Source organism: Massilia sp. CFBP9026 (assembly GCF_034045165.1).
GTDB lineage: Bacteria > Pseudomonadota > Gammaproteobacteria > Burkholderiales > Burkholderiaceae_D > Telluria > Telluria arenae.
In genome coordinates this window covers 382,417-400,246 of the sequence record NZ_JAXCWH010000006.1, presented here as the reverse complement: position 1 = coordinate 400,246, position 17,830 = coordinate 382,417, and the positions used below count along the sequence as shown (strand labels likewise).

General features: G+C 66.4%; 11 protein-coding genes. 6 read left to right on the top strand and 5 right to left on the bottom strand.

The features are described from left to right. Positions 1-235 precede the first annotated feature (235 nt). Together SOM28_RS17280 and SOM28_RS17275 are read right to left on the bottom strand one after the other, a co-directional pair. Positions 236-2,290: a glycoside hydrolase family 97 protein gene (locus SOM28_RS17280; protein ID WP_320468844.1), complete on the bottom strand. Its 2,055-nt coding sequence runs from the start codon at positions 2,288-2,290 to the stop codon at positions 236-238. Between the two features lie 56 nt (positions 2,291-2,346). Next, the gene (locus tag SOM28_RS17275) at positions 2,347-5,217 is read right to left on the bottom strand and encodes a TonB-dependent receptor (protein ID WP_320468843.1); all 2,871 of its coding nucleotides are present in this window, start codon (positions 5,215-5,217) and stop codon (positions 2,347-2,349) included. Positions 5,218-5,376: 159 nt separating this feature from the next. On the opposite strand from SOM28_RS17275, the gene SOM28_RS17270 reads away from it, so the two are divergent. Both SOM28_RS17270 and SOM28_RS17265 read left to right on the top strand, forming a co-directional pair. Then, positions 5,377-6,027, top strand: a complete 651-nt coding sequence (locus SOM28_RS17270; RefSeq protein WP_307719559.1) for a response regulator transcription factor — start codon at positions 5,377-5,379, stop codon at positions 6,025-6,027. Continuing rightward, a complete protein-coding gene (locus SOM28_RS17265) occupies positions 6,020-7,402 on the top strand; it encodes an ATP-binding protein (protein WP_320468842.1) in 1,383 nt (460 codons plus the stop codon). The genes SOM28_RS17270 and SOM28_RS17265 overlap by 8 nt, the downstream gene beginning before the upstream one ends. A gap of 186 nt (positions 7,403-7,588) precedes the next feature. Here the strand turns inward: SOM28_RS17265 and SOM28_RS17260 are convergent, their stop codons facing one another. Further along, on the bottom strand, positions 7,589-8,479 hold the full coding sequence (locus SOM28_RS17260) for an alpha/beta fold hydrolase (RefSeq protein WP_320468841.1): 891 nt from the start codon (positions 8,477-8,479) through the stop codon (positions 7,589-7,591). Positions 8,480-8,869: 390 nt separating this feature from the next. Between SOM28_RS17260 and SOM28_RS17255 the strand changes: the two genes are divergently transcribed. Both SOM28_RS17255 and SOM28_RS17250 read left to right on the top strand, forming a co-directional pair. Further along, the gene (locus SOM28_RS17255) at positions 8,870-11,365 is read left to right on the top strand and encodes a TonB-dependent receptor plug domain-containing protein (RefSeq protein WP_123071245.1); all 2,496 of its coding nucleotides are present in this window, start codon (positions 8,870-8,872) and stop codon (positions 11,363-11,365) included. A gap of 168 nt (positions 11,366-11,533) precedes the next feature. After that, on the top strand, positions 11,534-13,846 hold the full coding sequence (locus SOM28_RS17250; protein ID WP_341850609.1) for a putative bifunctional diguanylate cyclase/phosphodiesterase: 2,313 nt from the start codon (positions 11,534-11,536) through the stop codon (positions 13,844-13,846). On the opposite strand, the gene SOM28_RS17245 is transcribed toward SOM28_RS17250, so the two are convergent. Beyond that, positions 13,843-14,739, bottom strand: coding sequence for a LysR family transcriptional regulator (locus tag SOM28_RS17245; protein WP_123070903.1), 897 nt, complete (start codon positions 14,737-14,739; stop codon positions 13,843-13,845). The genes SOM28_RS17250 and SOM28_RS17245 overlap by 4 nt on opposite strands. A gap of 121 nt (positions 14,740-14,860) precedes the next feature. Between SOM28_RS17245 and SOM28_RS17240 the strand changes: the two genes are divergently transcribed. Continuing rightward, positions 14,861-16,066 carry an MFS transporter gene (locus tag SOM28_RS17240; protein WP_320468839.1) on the top strand — a complete coding sequence of 402 codons (1,206 nt, stop codon included), beginning with the start codon at positions 14,861-14,863 and terminating at the stop codon, positions 16,064-16,066. A 21-nt stretch (positions 16,067-16,087) separates the two neighbouring features. After that, positions 16,088-16,888 (top strand): 2,5-didehydrogluconate reductase DkgB, encoded by an 801-nt coding sequence (gene dkgB / locus SOM28_RS17235; RefSeq protein ID WP_320468838.1) that lies wholly within the window; start codon positions 16,088-16,090, stop codon positions 16,886-16,888. Here the strand turns inward: dkgB and SOM28_RS17230 are convergent, their stop codons facing one another. After that, complete coding sequence (locus SOM28_RS17230) at positions 16,889-17,596, bottom strand: glutathione S-transferase (RefSeq protein ID WP_320468874.1); 708 nt, start codon at positions 17,594-17,596, stop codon at positions 16,889-16,891. It lies immediately after the preceding gene. Positions 17,597-17,830: the final 234 nt, after the last annotated feature.

Below are 17,830 nucleotides of genomic sequence, written 5' to 3'. Positions count from 1 at the left end.
TCGTGGAAGGTGAAGACGGTGATGTGGACATGGGACGACGGACTCGAATTGCGTCAACGCGGTATGGACAATCCAACAGCATATGCCAAATCCGCCGAACGCGCAGGGCCGGTGCTTCCGGCCCATGCGCGCCCGCGTCGTTCCGTTACTTCAGCGCTGATGGTTGACGGCGGGATCATCCGGCTCGATACCCGAACCGCTAACCATCACCGCGTGGACGGGGAACCCGTCCACCCTACCGCGGCACAAGGCGAATCGCCTGCCCACCGCCCGGCGCCAGCACCATGTTGATGGTGTCGGCGCTGGTGACGTTGCGCTTCTCGATCGCGATGTCGAAGCGGCGCTTGTCGTCGCGGTAGTCGGCGTTGTCGCCGTCGCGGTAGATCTCGGCCACATAGGTCTTGCCGGCGTCCAGGAAGTCCAGCTTCAGGTCCAGGGTACGCTTCGTGCCATCGGTCACCGAGCCGACGTACCAGGCATCCGAATGACGGTCCTTGCGCACGATGGTCACGTACTCGCCCACCGCGCCGTGCGGCACGCGGGTGTCTTCCCAGTCGGCCGGCACGTCCTTGATGAACTGGAACGGGCCCGGATAGCGCTCGTAGTGCTCGATCAGGTCGGCCGCCATCTGCACCGGCGAATAGATCACCACGAAGTTGGCGAGCTGCTTGGCCTGGGTCGAATTGAACGGCCGCTTGTCCTTGCCTTCCAGGCTCAGGATGCCCGGCGTGTAGTCGAGCGGACCGCTCAGCATGCGGGTGAACACCAGGTTGGCCTCGTGGTCGACCGTGTTGACCGGATTGCCCCAGGCGTTGTACTCGACGCCACGCGCGCCTTCGCGCGAGATCCAGTTCGGATACGTGCGGCGCAGGCCGGTGTCCTTCACCGGTTCGTGGGTGTTGATCGCGATCTTGTAGCGCGCCGCCTCCTCGACCACCTTCTGGTAGTGGCGCACGCCCTCTTGCGAGTCGGTGTAGCCGAAATGGACCTTGCCGTTCTTGCCCATGAACTGGGCCGCGCCGCCGTCGGTCACGTAGCCGGTCTTGATGCTGTCCACGCCGTGTTTCGCATACAGCTTGAACGCCGCGTCCATCTGCTTTTCGTAGTGCGCGACGTTGCCGCCGGTCTCGTGGTGACCGATCAGGTGCACGCCCTTCTTGCGGCCATAGTCCGTCACGGCGGCGATGTCGAAGCTCGGATGCGCCTTGGTGAAGTCCATGTCCAGGCCATTGCCGGCCCAGTCGCTGTCCCAGCCCGGGTTCCAGCCCTCGACCAGCACGCCGCGGAAGCCGTGCTTGGCCGCGAAATCGATGTAGCGCTTGGTGTATTCGGTGGTGGCGCCGTGTTTCGCACCCGAGGCCCACGACTTGGTTTCCAGGTGCATGTCCCACCACACGCCGACATATTTGGACGGCTTGACCCACGAGACGTCGCCCAGCTTGTTCGGTTCATTCAGGTTCAGCACCAGGTCGGACATGTACAGGCCGGCCGCATCGTCGGCGATCTGCATCGTGCGCCATGGCGTGGTGAAGGCGCCGGTGCGCACCACCGGGTTGCCGGTGGCCGACGGGGTCAGGTGCGCGCGCAGGCGCTGGCCCTCGACCCGGCGCAGCCACATCGAGGCGTAGTCGACCAGGGCCGCCTCGTGGAAGGCGATGTGGGTGCCGTTCTCCATGCGCACCGTCATCGGGGTGTTGGCCATGCCCACTTCACGCAACGGCGACTTCTGGATCGGGTATTCCAGCGCCCAGACTTCGCCGGCCTGCTGCCACCAGGCGGTGGCGGGTTGGGCCACCACGAACTCGGTCAGCTCGTCGGCGATGTGCGTGGCGCGGTTGTTCGGCAGCTTGGGGAATTCGTAGCGGAAGCCCAGGCCGTCGTCGAACACGCGGAACACGATCGCCAGGCGGCGGCCGTCGTTCTTCTTCACGTCGACCCGCATCTGGCGGTAGTGATTGCGCACAGTGCGGCGCTCGCCCCACGGCTGTTCCCAGCTGCTGTCATGGTCGGTGACGACCTGGCGCTCGATCTTGAAGCCCGAGTCCAGCGGCTTGTCGCTGCCCAGCACGAAGCCCAGGCGCGACGGCGCGATCACCTGCTGGCCCTTGCGTTCGACCTGGTACGACAGGCGCCCGTCCGGCGCGACCTGCACCGACACGTTCAGCACCTTGCCCGGCGACTCGACGCTCGCGCTCATCGCCTCGGCCGCGAAGGCGCTGCTGCTCACCACCATGCCCAGCACCACGCAGCAATGCGTGGCCAGGCTGGCATTCATGAATCTGGAAACCATATTTCTCCCTTGTTTACTGCTTTGATTACTGCTTTGATTACTGCTTTGATTACTGCTCAAAACTTGTAGTTGATACCCGCCGAATAGGTGCGGCCGAAATTGACGGTGTTGGTGTACACCTTCGGATCGCTGGTGTACTCGCGGAACGGTTCGTTGGTCAGGTTATGCCCTTGCAGGAACACCGACCAGCCCTGCAGCATGCCGCCCTGGAAATCGTAGGACACCTGGGCGTCGGCGATCGTCTCGCCCTTGATGAAGGTGAACTGCGATTCGCTGCGGTAGTCGAGGATCTGGCCGATGAAGCTCGAGCGGCGGTAGGCCGCCAGCGACACCTGCAGGCCGTGCTTCTCGTAGTACAGGCGCAGGCTGGTCACGTTGCGCGACAGGCCAGGCAGGCCGATCTCGGACACCGCGCCATTGAACACCGGCGCATTGCTGCCGGTGACGAAGGCGCTGGTCGGCAGGCGCACCGAGGAATCGGTATGCGAATGGTTCACCTGCACGCCGAAGCCGTCCAGCGCATTGACCACCAGCCCGAACGGCAGGTTGGCCGACAGCTCGATGCCGCGCATGATGCCGCCCTCCCCGTTCTGCGGCATGGTCAGGAAGCCGATCGTCGAGCCGGCATACTGGCCGGTGGCCGGCAGCGGCGTGCTGGCGCTGGTGTACTGGGCGAAGTCGAACATCTGCGGCGCATTGATCACGTAGTTGTCGAGCTTCTTGTAGAACAGCGCGGCGCTGATATACCCTTTCTTGCCGAAGTATTTTTCGTACGACAGGTCGAGCGCGCGCGCCTCATAGGGCTTGAGTTCCGGATTGCCGGCGAAGCCGGTCAGCGCCGGGTCGTCGGCGGTGGCGCTCTGCAGGCCGAAGTTCATGCTGGCCTTCAGGTTGTCCAGGTTGGCGCGCGAGACCTGCTTGCCGGCGCCGAGGCGCAGCAGCTGGTCGTTGCCCAGGTCGAAGGTCAGGTTCAGGCTGGGCAAGACCTTGGTGTAATCGATGCCGCCGGTCTTGACGACCGCCGGGCAGGTGTCGGTAGTGATGCCGGTGCAGTTGGCCAGGTCGACCTGGTTGCCGCTGGCGCGCTGGCGGGTGTCGACCACCTGCACACCGATATTGCCGCTGTACGGCAGCGACATCAGGGTGCCATCGAGTTCGCCCATCAGGTAGGCGGTGCTGACCTTTTCGCCTACCCTCCAGTCGCGCGCCAGCACGGTGGCGTCGACCCAGCGGTTCAATTCGTACAGCGAGCCCAGGCTCCCGGTCGGGTCGAACGAGGCCACCGGGATGCCGGTCGGGCCGGCGACCTCAGTGCCGCTGCCCGGCATGGCGATCGCGGCATAGCCGTCGCCGCCGCGCACCGACAGCCGGCCCTCTTCGCCCAGGCGGGACTTGTCGCGCTTGGTGTAGTTGACGCCGAAGCGCACGGTGGCCAGCGGGCCCCAGTCGGTATCGCGTTCGGCCGACAGGCGCACCGCCTGCACCTTGTCGTCGATGGTCGGCAGCGCCAGGTAGCCGGCCTGCGGCGACAGCGGGCCGCCACCCCAGCCGGCGACGTCGGTCAGCACGGCCACGTTGCGGTCGGCATAGTTCAGGCTCGGGTTATAGCGCACGTCGGCGAAGTTGCTGCCATTGAAGCCGCTATAGCTGATCGAGCCGAGCTGGCTTTCGGGCGTGTTGCCCGGCTGGCCGGCCATGGTCTCGAAATTGCTGATGCGCTTGGTGCCCTTCGAGTACGACAGGTCGTTCACGATGCGCCATTCGCCCACCTTGAGCTCATTGTTCACGCCGAGCGACAGCAGGCTGTCCTTGTTCGAGAACAGGTGGTTGCGCACGTCGCCCTTGTAGTTGCTGAAGGTGCCGGCGGTGACGATGCCGTTCTCGATGGTGGCGTCGGTCAGCACCGCATTGGGATCGTAGATGCCGGTGCCTCCGACGATCGCGCCTTCGAGGCCGGTCTTCTTGGTCGCCTCTTCGCCGCGCGAATAGAACGCGTCGAAAGTCGAGCGGAATTTGTCGTTGGGGCGGAACTGCAGGGTCACCGAAGCACCGTCGCGTTCGGCCTTGCGGCGCGAGGTCTCGGCCATGAAGCCGTTGATCGCCTTGACGGTCTGGCCGTTGTAGTCGATGTCGGCGGTGTTGGCGCCCCAGCTGTCGAATTTGAGTTCGCCGCCGTTGTCCTGCTTGAACGAGGTCAGGCCGACCGACAGGCCCAGCTTGCGGCCGAAGTACTGGTCGACGTAGGTCAGCGTCTTGCGGTGGCCCGAGCCGAGGTCGGAACCGGAACCGAAGCCGATGCGCTCCTTGCGCGCATTGGCGGCGAACATGCGCTTGCCGAAATCGAGCGGGCGCAGGGTGCGCAGGTCGATGGTCGAGGCCAGGCCCTGGCCGATCAGGCTCGCGTCCGGCGTCTTGTAGACCAGCACGCTGCCGGTCAGCTCGGACGGGAACAGGTCGAATTCGGGGCTGCGCGCATCGCTGGTCGAGGCCTGTTCGCGGCCGTTGAGCAACGATCCATTGAAGGTCGGCGACATGCCGCGCACGCTGACCTCGGTCGCCTTGCCGTTGATCTTGCTTCGCTGGGTGGTCACGCCCGACAGGCGTGAGATCGACTGGGCGACGGTGGTGTCGGGGAGCTTGCCGATGTCTTCGGCGGAGACGGCTTCGACGATGGACGTCGCGTTGCGCTTGATCTCGATGGCGGCCTCGATGCCGCGCCGGATGCCGGACACATTGACGGTGGCGAGCGGCGCTTCTCCCGTGACCGTCGCCGCGGGCCGGACCGCGTCCTCGGGATCCTGGGCGCCGGCTTCCTGCGCGTGCAGCGGAGTTACCATCAACAGCAGCGCGCAGGCGCCTGCAATAGGATGTAACTGGAAATGTGACTGAAAGCGCTGGCGCCGCGCGCCGTCCCGACGTGTCGTCATGTCTGTCTCCTGATTATATTTATTCCAGCTTTTTGCTGGTTGGGTGCGATGGTCCGATATCGCGCGGGCGGGGTCAACGCATGAGCTGAAGCGAATCTGAAGATTCACCAAAGCCCTGACGCTACGCCACACTGGTAAACTCGCGCAATGAAAATTCTCATGATCGAAGACGATCTCGCCATCGGCCAGGCGCTGTTGTCGGTATTCCAGGACGAGGGCCACACGGCGGTCTGGCTGCGCCTCGCGGCCGATGCCGGGGCGCGCATCCGCGGCGAGGCCTTCGACGCGGTGGTGCTCGACCTCGGCCTGCCCGACGGCGACGGCAACGACGTGCTGCGCGCCCTGCGCGCCGACGGCGTGCGCCTGCCGGTATTGATCATCAGCGCGCGCGACAGCCTGCAAGACCGCCTGAAGGGCTTCGACCTGGGCGCCGACGACTACCTGATCAAACCGTTCGAGATCCCCGAACTGCTGGTGCGCCTGCGCGCCCTCGTGCGCCGCAGCCACGGCACACTGGAAGAAAACCTGTGGACGTCGGGCGACATCGTGCTCGACGAAAACCGCATGGCGGTGACGCGCGGCGGCCAGCCGGTGACCCTGTCGAAGACCGAGTTCGCCCTGCTGCTGACGCTCATGAAGCAGGCCAACCGGGTATTGACCCGGGTGGAGCTGGAACGGCGCGCGCTGCCCGCCGGCGAGGGCCAGAGCCAGACCCTGGACGTGCACATCTTCAACCTGCGCAAGAAGATCGGCGAAGGCGTGATCCGCACCGTGCGCGGCGTCGGCTATATGGTGCAGCAGGATGCTTAGGCGGCTGGCGAACCGGCCGTCGTCGCTGTTCCAGCGCCTGATGTTCAGCTTCACGGGCGTGATCGTCGTCGTGGCGATCATCGGGCTGGTGTGGGTATTCCTCGAGGCCAAGGCGACCCAACGCAGCCGCACCTTCAGCGAAAACAAGGCGCACACCGCCAATATCCAGGCCCACCTGTCCGACGTCGGGCCCGATGTGCAGCGCATGCTGCCGGTGTTGGAGGAGATCGAGGCCAACCGCGTGCGCATGTTCCAGGAACTCGACTACCATTCGCACGTGAGGGTGCGCGTCTGGCTGCACGGCCGCCTGGTCTACAACTCGGCGCCCCAGTGGCCCGACCGGCTGCCGGAAGTCGCCACCCGCGACGCCTACTCCTGGGTGCGCTGGGAAGCGCAGGACAAGCTCCAGGACATCGTGGTCGAGCGCAGCCACGAAGTCGATGACGAATGGATGTTCTCGATCGGCGGCGTGGGATTCCTGCTGTCTTCGACCATCTTCAGCCTGCCGCTACTGCTGATTCCCGCCTGGCTGATCGTCGGCATCGGCCTGCGCCCGCTGCGTTCGATCGCGTCGAGCATCGCCCAGCGTTCGGACGGCGACCTGACGCCCCTGCCGGATTCCACCTACCGCGAACTGTCGCCGCTGGTGGACGCGATCAACGGCCTGATGGCGCGCCTGTCGCAGCGCATCGAGCACGAGCATGAATTCCTGACCGACGCCGCTCATGAACTCAAGACGCCGCTGGCGGCCATCCAGATCAATGCCCACGTGCTGCTCAGCCGCGCCGGCAGCGAGATGGCCGAGCGCTGCGCCGAGCCGGCGGCGGGCCTGCGGAGCGGCGTGGCGCGCGCCACCCACACCGTGCACCAGCTGCTGGCCCTCGAGCGGGCGCGCGCCGAGCCGCAGGTCGACCACCCCCGCCCGCAGACCGACGTCGCCGAGTTCGTGCGCGACCGCGTGGCGGCGGCGGCCCACCTGGCGGTGCAGCGCAATATCGAGATCGAGTTCCACGCCGATGCCGACGGCAGCCTGCCGCTGCACTTGGAAAGCATGGCGTCAGCCGTCGATAACCTGATCAGCAACGCGATCAAGTATTCGCCGCAGGACAGCCGCATTGCGGTGCGCCTTTGCCGCATCGGCCACATCTATCGGCTGGCGATCGCCGACCAGGGCCCGGGCGTCAACCCGGACCTGCGCGACAAGGTCTTCGAACGCTTCTACCGGGTGCCGGGACAGGAACAATCGGGCAGCGGCCTGGGACTGGCGATCGCGGAACGGGGCGCCGCGCGCAATGGCGGCATCATCGTGCTGTCGGACGGCGAAGGTGGACGCGGGTTGACGGCGACGATCGAGTTCGCGGGCGCTGCGGCTTGATCATGTGATTCAGCCCGCGCCTCTAACACGTCGTCCCCGCGCCTCTCGCACGTCGTTCCCGCGCAGGCGGGAACCCAAGTCCTTCACGCAGCCGGCTGCGTGGACCTTGCCGGCGGATCATGCAGGCTTGGGTTCCCGCCTGCGCGGGAACGACGTTTCAAGGGTGCGGGCTGTGGATTGACGTTTTCAGCCGGCGAAAAACGGCAGCACGCGCTCGAGCAGCAGCTCGGGCGCTTCTTCCGCGATGTAGTGACCGCAGGGCAGCGCCCCGCCCTGCACGTCGTCCGCCACCAGTTTCCACTCCTTGAGCGGATCGAAGCAGCGCCCCACCACGCCCTGCTCGCCCCACAGCGCCAATAGCGGCATCTCGAGCTTTCGCCCTTCCTTGCGATCGAGCCGGTCGTGTTCGAGATCGATGCCGGCGGCGGCACGGTAATCCTCGCAGATGCCGTGCGCCGCGCCCGGCAGCGCCAGGCAGCGCTGGTATTCGCTCAGCGCGCGCGGATCGAACGGCGCCAGGCCAGCGCTGCGCTTGCCCATCACATCGCGCACATAGGCAGCCGGGTCGGCCTCGATCAGGCGCTCGGGCATGGGCGCCGGCTGGATCAGGAAGAACCAGTGCCAGTAGGCGCGCGCGAACGCTTCCGAGGTCTGCTCGTACATCGCCAGGGTCGGCGCGATATCCAGCAATGCCATCCGTTCGACCGCCTGGGGATGGTCCAGCGCCAGCCGGTGCGCCACGCGCGCGCCGCGGTCGTGGGCCAGCACGCGGAATCGTTCGAAGCCGAGCGAACGCATGACGGCCAGCGCATCGAGCGCCATCGTGCGCTTGCTGTAGTTGGCGTGGTCGGCGTCCCCCTGCGGCTTGCCCGAGTCGCCATAGCCGCGCAGGTCGCAGGCCACTACCGTGAAACGCTCGGCAAGCCGGGGCGCGACCTTGTGCCAGATGGCGTGGGTTTGCGGGTGGCCGTGCAGGAGCAGCAAGGGCGGGCCCTCGCCACCGGCGATGGCATTGATCGCGATCGATGGCGCCACCTCGACCTGCAGTGGACGAAAGTGTGGAAACAGCGCGGTCATGGACGCTCCTTCATGGATTGGATGGGGGCTGCACGCCGACCGCGAACAGGCTCAGGAGCCAGCCCATCAGCGGCTGGAATTGCGGGTCCGGCGGGAAGGTGGGCTCGAGGGACGGTTGGGTGCGCATGAGCGGCTACTGTAGCACGCACCGCCGGCCACGCCCTCGCTCCGGCAACGGCGCAATATTCCCGATATCGCTTCGCATGAGCTTTGTTTATGCCTCCCGCATGTTCTTACATAGACCTGACATTTCGATAATTGTTGTAAAGACGCACTGTGGCGGTTTTAACGAATTGACACCACGAATGGTGCTGCGCAGTATGAGCCAGAGGCAATCGCCTCGCCCTTTCCCAAGACCACCGCCGTAGAACAAAAAAAGGAATCAGCACCATGCAGAAAGCCAGGACGGAAAAAACAGCACTAGCCCTCGCCATCGCCGCGCTGTGCGCGGGCGCCGCCCATGCCCAGGAGGCCGCACCACAGGCCGAGACGGCCAGCAATGCCGCCACGGTCGTGGTCACCGGCACCCGCGTGGCCAACCGCACGGCGCTCGACACCGCCGCGCCGGTCGACATCATCTCGTCCGAGACGCTCAAGAATGCCGGCAGCACCGAGATGAACCAGGCGCTGTCGATGGCCCTGCCTTCGCTGAACTTTCCCCGGCCCTCGCTGACCGACGGCACCGACACCATCCGTCCCGCCACCCTGCGCGGCATGGCGCCGGACCAGACCCTGGTGCTGATCAATTCCAAGCGCCGCCACGCTTCCTCGCTGGTCAACGTCAACGGCTCGATCGGCCGCGGTTCGGCGGCGGTCGACCTGAACACGATCCCGACCGCGATCGTGAAATCGGTCGAGGTGCTGCGCGACGGCGCTGCGGCGCAATACGGCTCGGACGCCATCTCGGGCGTGGTCAATATGCGCCTGCGCACCGACCGCGATGGCGGCGAGGCGAGCGTCACCTATGGCGCGCGCAAGTCCGAATACGATTTGTGGAACGACGTCGCTCCCGCCGGCGGCACCTGGAGCGGCCCGGATTCGCGCAAGCGCACCGACGGCCAGACCGCCACCGTCAGCCTGTGGAAGGGCCTGGCCCTGGGCGAATCCGGCTTCCTGACCATCGCGGCCGAGTACCGCGACCAGAACCGCACCGAGCGTGGCGGCTACGATATGCGCCAGCAATACCCGCGGGTGAATGGCGGCTTCGATCCGCGCGAGAACACGATCGATCGCTTCAACGCCTGGACCGGCGAACCGGACCTCGACCAGGCCACCCTGTTCGCCAACGCCGGCAACAACCTGGGCGGCGGCGTCAAGGTCTATGGCTGGGCGAGCTACCAGGACCGCGACGCCACCTCGTCCGGCTACTTCCGCCCGCCGCAGGATGCGCGCAACGTCCTGTCGATCTATCCGGACGGCTTCCTGCCGCTGATCTCCCCCACCGTCAAGGACTTCTCGATGACGGGCGGCGTGACCTGGCAAGCGGGCCAGTGGGACATGGACGCCTCGCTCGGCTACGGCAAGAACAAGATGGAATACACGATCGAGAACACACTGAACCGCTCGCTGGGCGCCAGCAGCAAGACCGAGTTCTATGCCGGCGGTTATTCGTATGACCAGGCCGTGTTCAACCTGACCGGGGTGCGCAGCATCGAGCTGGCATCGCTATCGTCGCCGCTGAACGTGGCGGTGGGCGTCGAGGCGCGCCGCGAAGGCTATGAGCTGTTCGCCGGCGAAGAGCAGTCGTGGAGCTATGGCGGCGAGGTGCTGCCCAACGGGACGCCGGCCGCGCCGGGCGCCCAGGTGTTCCCGGGCTTCCGTCCGGCCAACGAGGTCGACGCCCACCGCAACGCGGTCGGCGCCTTCATCGACCTGGAAGCGAACGTCACGCCCGAGCTGCTGGCATCGGCTGCGGTGCGCGCCGAAAAATATTCCGACTTCGGCAATAGCGTGGCCGGCAAACTGGCGCTGCGCTACGACTTCAACAAGGCGTTCGCGCTGCGCGGCGCGATCCAGAACGGCTTCCGCGCGCCGTCGCCGCAGCAGCAGCACTTCACCGCGACGTCCACCAACTTCATCAACGGCATCCCCTACGAGATCACGACCTTCAAGCCGTCCGACCCGGTCGCGGTGGCCCTCGGCGCCAAGCCTCTCGACGCCGAGGAATCGGTCAACGCCTCGCTCGGCGCCGTGCTGCGCCTGGGCGGCGTGAGCGTGACGGTCGACGCCTACCGCATCGACATCGACGACCGCATCATCCTGTCCGAGAATCTCACACAAACCAATGTGCGCAACTACATCGCCAGCCAGGGCTTCATCGGCGTGGGCGGCGGGCGCTTCTTCATCAATGGCGTGGACACCACGACCAAGGGTGTGGACGTGGTGATCAACTGGGCGCACAACGCCGGCGCGGCGGGCCGCTTCGACTTTACGCTGGCCGGCAACTACACCGACACCGAGGTGACCAAGGTGCCGGTGACCGAACAGCTGTCGAGCCTGAGCCCTTCCCCGATCCTGTTCGACCGCGTCAACGTGCTGTCGCTCGAGAAGGGCCAGCCGAAGAACAAGATCAGCGCCAACGTCAACTGGAAGCTGGGCCAGTGGGGCGCGACCCTGCGCGCCACGCGCTATGGCGAGGTGCTGTCGCCGGGCACCACGGCGGCCTTCGACTTCGAGCTGGGCGCGAAGACCGTGGTTGACCTGGAAGGACGCTTCGCCGTCACGCCGAAGCTGACCCTGGCCCTGGGCGCGGACAACGTCTTCGACCAGTACCCGGAAACGCTGCCGCCGGCGCTCAACACCACGGGCAATACGCCGTTCTCGACCTACGCGCCGTTCGGCCGCTCGGGTCGGTATATCTACGGGCGCGCGACCTACGCCTTCTGACCACCGGCACGGCATGGGCGGCAGCCGCTCGCGGCCCCGCCGCCCATGTGTTGAAAACCGCGCCGTTGTTCAATTGAACGCCCCAGCAGCGGCAGAGCTGGTATGATGTTTCCATAAGACAATTCTCATTGTCATAATGAAATCATCCCCTCTCAAGCGAAAGTAATCATGCTGGCTCACGACGATGTCGCGCAGTGGCGCGCACGTGTTTTCACGTCATTGATGTCCGTCGTCCTGGTGCTGGCCCTGATCGCCGCGGTGCCCAGCGCGGCGCTGGCGGTCTACCGCGACATCCCGGCGGTGGCCCTGATGGACACCGCCGCGCTGGCGTGGATCCTGGCGATCTGGCGCATGGATCGTCTGGCCTACCGGACCCGCGTCCTGAACTTCCTGGCCATGCTGTACGGCGTGGGCATCGGTTCGATGCTGGCGGCCGGTGCGATCGGCCTGTTCTACCTGCTGGCGGCGCCCGCGCTGGCCGCCGTCCTGCTGGGTACGCGGCAGGCGATCGCCGCGCTGGCGCTCAGCGCCGCCACGCTCATGGTGCTCGGCCTGACGGGACAGACCGACATCCCGGTCGGCCACTATGCACACGATTCGCTTCCCAGCGTGCTGATCCTGACCCTGAACTTCACCTGCGTGGGCGGCCTGATCACCCTGAGCTGCGGCACCCTGCTCAAGGGCCTGGCCGGCTCGCTGAAGGACGTGCGCACTTTCGCCGGCTCGCTCGAAGAAGGCCAGAGCCTGCTGCGCGCGATGAACGGCGAGCTGCGTCTGACCTCCGCCGCGCTGGCGGGCCTCAACGAGATGGTGTTGATCGTCAAGGTGGACGACCGTCCCGGCGCCATCCAGCCCATCATCTTCGCCAACCGTGCCTTCGAGCGCCGCAGCGGTTATCGCGCCGACGAGATCGTCGGGAGCAGCATGCGCATGCTGGACGGGCCCGACACCGATCCGGCAGTGGTGGCGCGCATCGTCGAGGCCATGGGCAGGCGCGAGCCGGTATCGGCCGAACTGGTGAACTATTCGAAGTCGGGCGAACCGTACTGGGTCGAGATCGACATGGTGCCGTTCGCCGGCGCAGGCGGGCCGATCACGCACCTGGTGGTGGTGGGACGCGACATCACCGAGCGCCGCCGCTCGGCCGACGCGATCGAGCAACTGGCCTTCTTCGACGTGCTCACCGGCCTGCCGAACCGGCGCCTGCTGATGGAGCGCCTGCACGCGCTGGTGGAAGGCGCGCACGCGGGCCGCGGGCTCGGCGCGGTGCTGTACATCGACCTCGATAACTTCAAGAGCGTCAACGATGCGCGCGGCCATGCCACCGGCGACGCGCTGCTCAAGCACGTGGCCGCCCAGCTGGTCGACGCGGTGCGCGAAGGCGACACCGTGGCCCGCCTCGGCGGCGACGAGTTCGTCATCCTGGCTGCGCATCTGGGCAGCGACGACGCGGCCGCCACCGCCGCCGCCCTGGCCCTGGCGCAGCAGGTGGGCAAGGCGCTGCGCCGCCCGGCCACCATCGACAACCAGGTTTATCATTCATCGGGCAGCATCGGCGTCGCGCTGCCGCTGCGCCCCGGGCAGACGATGCACGACCTGCTGCGCGAAGCCGATACCGCGATGTACCACGCCAAGGCGGCGGGCCGCAACGGCGTCGCGCTGTTCGAAACCACGATGCTGGCGGCGGCCGAGAACGTGCTGACGCTCGAGCGCGACCTGGCCAATGCACTGGAGCGCAACGAGCTGGCGCTGCACCTGCAGCTGCAGGTCGATCCCGCCGGCGCGCCGGTCGGCGCCGAAGTGCTGCTGCGCTGGCGCCGCGCGGACGGGGTGCTGGTGCCGCCCGACGCCTTCATCCCGGTCGCCGAAGAAACCGGCCTGATCGTGCCGCTCGGCGCCTGGGTCCTGCGCCAGGCCTGCCTGGCCTGGCGCGAGCTGGAACGCGCCGGCCACGCGCTGCCGCTGTCGATCAACGTCAGCCCGCGCCAGTTCCGCCAGCCCGATTTCGTCGCCATGGTGCGCGCGGTGGTTCATGAAACGGGCGTGCCTGCGCAGCAGCTGATCTTCGAAGTGACCGAAGGCCTGCTGGTGGACGACATCGACGACACGGTGAGCCGCATGCAGGAACTGGCGCAACTGGGGATCCGCTTCTCGATCGACGACTTCGGCACCGGCTACTCGAACCTGGCCTACCTGCGCAAGATGCCGCTGTACGAGCTCAAGATCGACAAGGGCTTCATCCGTGACATGCCCGACGACAGCAACGGCACGGCACTCGTGCAATCGATCCTGGCGATGGCGGGCCAGCTCGGCCTGCGGGTCGTGGCCGAAGGCATCGAAACCTCGGAGCAGGCGCGCTTCCTGGCCGAACACGGGCAGCCGTTCATGCAGGGCTACCTGTTCTGCCGTCCGATGCCGCTGGCGGACCTGATCGAACGTCTCGCAAGCGCCGAGGCCGAGGCCGACGCCGCCGTGGTCTAGCGTTCCAGCACCTCGCCCAGCCTGCGGGCGAGGTAATCCACCAGCGCCGCCACCCGCGGCGCCAGCGCGCCCTGCTTGTAGAACACGGCCCATACGGGCTGGGTCCACGGCAGGGTGTGCTCCTCCAGCACCGGCACCAGGCGCCCCGCCTCGATGTCGGCGCGCACCAGGAACTCCCCCATCGACCCGATGCCCGCCCCGTGCAAGGCCAGGTGGCGCACCGTCTCGCCGCTCGAGGCCAGCACCTGCGGCGTGACGGTCCAGCCCTCGCCGCCGGCATGCAGCAGCGGCCAGGTATTGAGCGAGGCCGGCGCCGTGAAGCCCACGGTGCGGTGCAGCGCCAGTTCGGCCGGCTCGCGCGGCACGCCGTATTTGTCGATATAGCCAGGCGCCGCCACCACCCTCAGCTTGCCGGTCCCCAGGCGCCGCGCATTGAGCGTCGAATCGGGCAGCGCGCCGATGCGGATCGCCAGGTCGGCCCGCTCCTCGATCAGGTCGACGTAGGTCTCGCCGCTGGTCAGTTCCAGCTGGACCAGCGGATACGCCTCCAGGAAATCGGGCAGCAGCGGCGCCAGCAGATGGTCGAAGGCCGGTGTCGAAGCATTCACCCGCACCAGGCCCGAAGGCTGCGAACGGCGCGCCTGCGCCTCGGCCTCGGTATTGGCCAGGTCGCGCAGGATGGCGCGGGCGCGCTCGAGCAGCCAGGCGCCTTCCTCGGTCAGCTGCAGGCGCCGCGTCGTGCGGCGCATCAGCGTCATCCCGAGGCCATCCTCCAGCCGCGAGATGGTGCGCGACACCCCCGACGGGGTCTGCCCCAGGCGCTCGGCGGCGGCCGAGAATGAGCCGGAATCTATGACGGCGACAAATACAATCAGGCCATCCACATCGATCATTGTTGACTCCAACTCAAAAGTCCATTGTATAGCGATCTATTTTTCCTTGCATCCAGGCACGGCACACTGCATGCCTGCCTCAACCCTGCCATGTAAATACACAAGCAACAAGGAGAATCGCATGCCACTCGCACTCTGGGCGCTCACATTGAGCGCCTTCGCCATCGGGACGACTGAATTCGTGATCGTCGGCCTGATCCCCACCATCGCCGCCAGCCTGGGCGTATCGGTGCCCTCGGCCGGCCTGCTGGTCAGCCTGTACGCGCTGGGCGTGGCCATCGGCGCGCCGGTGCTCACGGCCCTCACCGGCAAGGTACCGCGCAAGCACCTGCTGCTCGGCCTCATGGTCCTGTTCACCCTCGGTAACCTGGTGGCCTGGATGGCGCCGAACTACGAAGCGCTGATGGCCGCGCGCGTGCTCACGGGCCTGGCGCACGGCGTGTTCTTCTCGATCGGTTCGACCATCGCCACCAGCCTGGTGCCGAAGGAAAAAGCCGCCAGCGCCATCGCGCTGATGTTCACGGGTCTCACCGTGGCGCTGGTCACCGGCGTGCCGCTCGGGACGTTCATTGGCCAGCATTTCGGCTGGCAGGCCACCTTCCTGGCCGTGTCGCTGCTGGGCGTGATCGCCGTGATCGGCAGCGCCATCCTGGTGCCGTCGGATATCGCGGGCAGCAAGCCGTCGAGTTTGCTCACCCAGCTCGCGGTGCTCAAGAAACCGCGCCTGCTGCTGGTGTATGCCATGACCACGCTCGGCTACGGCGGCACCTTCATCGCTTTCACCTATCTGGCGCCGATCCTGCAGGAAGTCTCGGGCTTCGCGGCGTCGACCGTCAGCCTGGTGATGCTGGTGTACGGCGTCTCGGTCGCGGCCGGGAATATCTGGGGCGGCAAGCTGGCCGACCGCCATGGTCCGGTGCCCGCGCTGCAGATCGTGTTCGCCCTGCTGGCCGTGGTGCTGCTGGTATTGACCTTCACCGCGCCGAGCAAAACGCTCGTGCTGATCACGGTGCTGGCCTGGGGCGCGGTCGCCTTCGGCAACGTGCCCGGCCTGCAAGTCTATGTGGTGCAGCGCGCCGAACGCGATGCGCCGCAGGCGGTGGACGTCGCCTCGGGCCTGAACATCGCCGCCTTCAATGTCGGCATCGCGCTGGGCGCCTGGGGCGGCGGCCTGATCGTCGCCCATCTCGGCCTGATGGCGACGCCGTGGATCGGCGCCCTGGTGGTGGTCGGCGCCCTGTTGCTCACCACCCTGGCCGGCTGGCTCGACCGGCGCGACGGCGTGCCGGCCAAGGCGGCCGTGCGCAGCGCCGTCTCCACTCACTAATTTAACGAAAAAGGAAATACCATGAACATGCCACAACTCGGTCTGGGGACCTTCCGCCTGCAAGGACAAGCCGCGATCGACTCGGTCGCCAACGGCCTGGAACTGGGCTACCGCCACATCGACACTGCCCAGATCTATGGCAATGAAACAGAGGTCGGCCAGGCGCTGCTCGACTCCGGCGTGGCGCGCCGCGAGGTCTACCTGACCACCAAGATCTGGACCGAGCACCTGGCTGCCGACAAACTGGCCACCAGCCTGAAGGACAGCCTGCGCAAGCTGCGCGTCGAGCAGGTCGACCTGACCCTGATCCACTGGCCCTCGCCCGGCGCCGCCGTTCCGGTGGCCGAATCGATGCAGGCCCTGCTGGCGGCGCGCGACGCCGGTTTGACGGGCGCGATCGGCATCTCGAACTTCCCGGTGGCCCTGATGCGCGAGGCGATCGCCGCCGTCGGCGCGGACAATATTGCCACCAACCAGGTCGAGCTGCATCCCTATCTGCAGAACCGCAGCGTGGCGGACTTCGCGCGCGCGGCCGGCATCCACGTCACCGCCTATATGCCGCTGGCCTATGGCAAGGTGATGAGCGATCCGGTGATCGGGGAAATCGCACGCCACCACGGAGCCACGCCGGCCCAGGTGACGCTGGCCTGGCTTCTGGCCAAGGGTTATGCCGTGATCCCGTCGTCGACCAAACGCGAGAACCTGGCCGGCAACTTGCGGGCGCTAGAACTCGTGCTGGACCGGGACGACAGCGCCGCCATCGATGCGCTCGACAATGGCGGGCGCCTGGTCAGCCCGCATTTCGCCCCGGCCTGGGATTGATTACTGATCGAGCTCGGGATAGCGACGGAAAATGCCTTCCTCGTTGAACGGAATGCGCCGTTCGGACGCCAGGTAGGCGGCGATGTTCGGCCGCGCGGCCACCCGGTCGCGCAGGCCGGTGAGCACCGGATGCTCCTGCTCGATCTTCTTCATCGCATTCGGGAAGGCATAGCGCAAGCCTTCGATCACCTGGAACAGCGACAGGTCGGCATAGGTGACCTTGTCGCCGGTGAGATAGTCGCGCGACTCGGGATTGGACAGCAGGCGCGCAAAATAAGCCATGAACTTGGGGATGCGCGACTCGACGAAATCGGCCGAGCGGCGCAGCGCCTCGGGTTTCTGGTCTTCGTAGTACAGCGCGGACGCGATCGGGTGATGGGTGTCGTGCGCCTCGGTCACCAGGTCGGCGATGGTCAGCTGCAGCTGGTGCACCCACAGACGGCCCGGGTCGGTGCGCGGCGCCAGGCCTTGCTGCTCGCCCAGGTAGAGCAGGATGTTGGCCACCTGGCCGATGACCAGCTCGCCCGCCTTCAGGAAGGGCGGCGCGAAGGCCGGATACTCCTCGACGTCGAGCGCCGCCATCAACAGGTCGACGCCGCCGTCGCGGCGCGCCACGTCGACATAGTCGGCGCCCGCTTCTTCCAGCGCCAGGCGGACGAATTCGCCGCGTCCCTGGATGCTCGGCCAATAAAACAATTCATACGCCATCTTGCTTCCTCCATTGCTGGTTGGTTCCGGCGCATTATCGATGATGAATGAAGAAGCGTGGCGCGCCGCAAACATGGTAGTCTTGTCGTGCATGTCTAAAAAAAACCATAAGTCAACACGTCCAGAGAGAGTCCCATGACAGATCACGCCCGCCTTGGTTCCCAAGCACTGTTTGCACTTCGTCCGGGCACGAGCTAGCAATTCGGCACATAATTGCAGAACGGAATTATTTCT